This window comes from Acinetobacter sp. UBA3132 (assembly GCF_002364825.1).
Taxonomy (GTDB): Bacteria; Pseudomonadota; Gammaproteobacteria; order Pseudomonadales; family Moraxellaceae; genus Acinetobacter; species Acinetobacter schindleri.
On sequence record NZ_DEZM01000043.1, the window covers coordinates 1 to 1,613 of the forward strand.

General features: G+C 46.8%; 2 protein-coding genes. One reads left to right on the forward strand and one right to left on the reverse strand.

Translation table 11 applies throughout. From position 1 onward, the window contains the following. The first annotated feature begins 92 nt into the window (after positions 1–92). Positions 93–686, forward strand: a complete 594-nt coding sequence (locus B4033_RS01720) for a DUF4112 domain-containing protein (RefSeq protein ID WP_071320240.1) — start codon at positions 93–95, stop codon at positions 684–686. 69 nt (positions 687–755) lie between these two features. Here the strand turns inward: B4033_RS01720 and htpX are convergent. Further along, positions 756–1,613 (reverse strand): protease HtpX (gene htpX / locus B4033_RS01725; RefSeq protein ID WP_286831539.1); only part of this gene is annotated, 858 nt, incomplete at its 5' end.

Consider the following 1,613-nt stretch of genomic DNA (forward strand, 5'->3'; position numbering starts at 1 on the left):
AATGAGGACACGCCCTAATAAAATTACGCTATATTTTTAATATCTAATTAGGTTAGGCTGAATCATTACACAATGATAAACGGGTTGTTCCGATGATTGAGACAGACAACAGCAACTCACCAAAACTGACACAACAGGAAGTCATTCGCCTGGAACGGGATTTGGCCAAGTTTGCCAATATGATGGACTCCGTAGTCCGGATTCCGTTTACCAAGCAGGGTGTTGGTGCTGATGCTGCACTCAGTACCGTACCTGTGGCGGGAGATCTGGCTGGTTTTGCCTTGACCTGTTATGCCATTTATAAGGCACGTCAGATCGGCGTGCCACAGTCCAAACTGAATCCGGTCATTAAATTGGCAACCATGGACGCCGTGGTCGGTTTTATTCCCGTGGCTGGAACCATCTTCGACATTTTTATCCGTCCTAGCCGTAAGGCCTTGGATATCGTGCATGATCATATCCGTGAGGAATACCAGATCCACACGGATCGGCATGTGGTACATCCTTTTCTGCATGAAAAACTGGAACAGAAACAGCAGCAGTCTGCATTCTGGCGCAATCCAGTAGTTGCCTGGGTCTGGATTCATATTCCGGATATTCTGGGTACCATTTTCCTGATTCTGTTTGTACTGGCAATTGGCTGGGGTGGGATGGCCCTGTATCAATGGATCAGTCAAGCTGCTTAAACACAAAAGTATAAATAAAAGAAAAGCCTCCGTCAGGAGGCTTTTCGGTATAGCGTTGTGCTCAGTAGATTAAGGACAATCAAGCTGATGCAAAGCGGCTACACGTTGTTCAATCGTTGGATGCGTCTGGAACAATGCAGCTAAGCTGAAACCTTGTTCTTGACCTGCTGAAATTGCAAAGGCTTTCATTTCTTTCGGCATGGCATCTGGCATTTCAGATTCGGCCTGTAAGCGTAATAGCGCAGAAATCATGGCCTGCTTACCTGCTAAACGTGCACCGGCTTCATCGGCACGGTATTCACGATGACGTGAGAACCACATCACGATAGCGGATGCCAGGATACCAAATACGATATCAAGCACAATGGTAATCACGAAGAATGCAATTCCTGGTGCTTCACCATCTTCACGGCCAAATACGTTACGGTCGATAAAATCACCAGCAACCCGGGCAAAGAACATGACGAAGGCGTTGACCACACCTTGAATCAGAGCAAGTGTTACCATGTCACCATTGGCAACGTGACCAATTTCATGCGCAAGTACTGCACGTAACTCATCTTTGTTCATGCGTTCTAGCAAGCCTGTAGAAACAGACACCAGTGCATCGTTTTTGTTCCAGCCGGTCGCGAAAGCGTTTGACTGGTAAGATGGGAAAATACCCACTTCTGGCATTTTAATACCAGCGCGCTGAGATAGCTGTGCTACTTCCTGTAATAACCATGCTTCTGCCTGGTTACGAGGAGCATTCGGATCAATCAGTTCAGTACCAGTAGTCTTCTTCGCCATCCATTTAGACATGAATAGTGAGATTAAAGAACCCACCATACCGAACACAAAACAGATCACTAGCAGGTTGCCTAGATTCAAGCCACCCGCGCCATGGTAACTACCGACACCGAAGAGTGACAAGATAATGCCAGCTAC

What these genes read in the sequence shown, in the direction of transcription:
- B4033_RS01720 (WP_071320240.1), top strand. Translation starts at nt 93, where the DNA reads ATGATTGAGACAGACAACAGCAACTCACCAAAACTGACACAACAGGAA.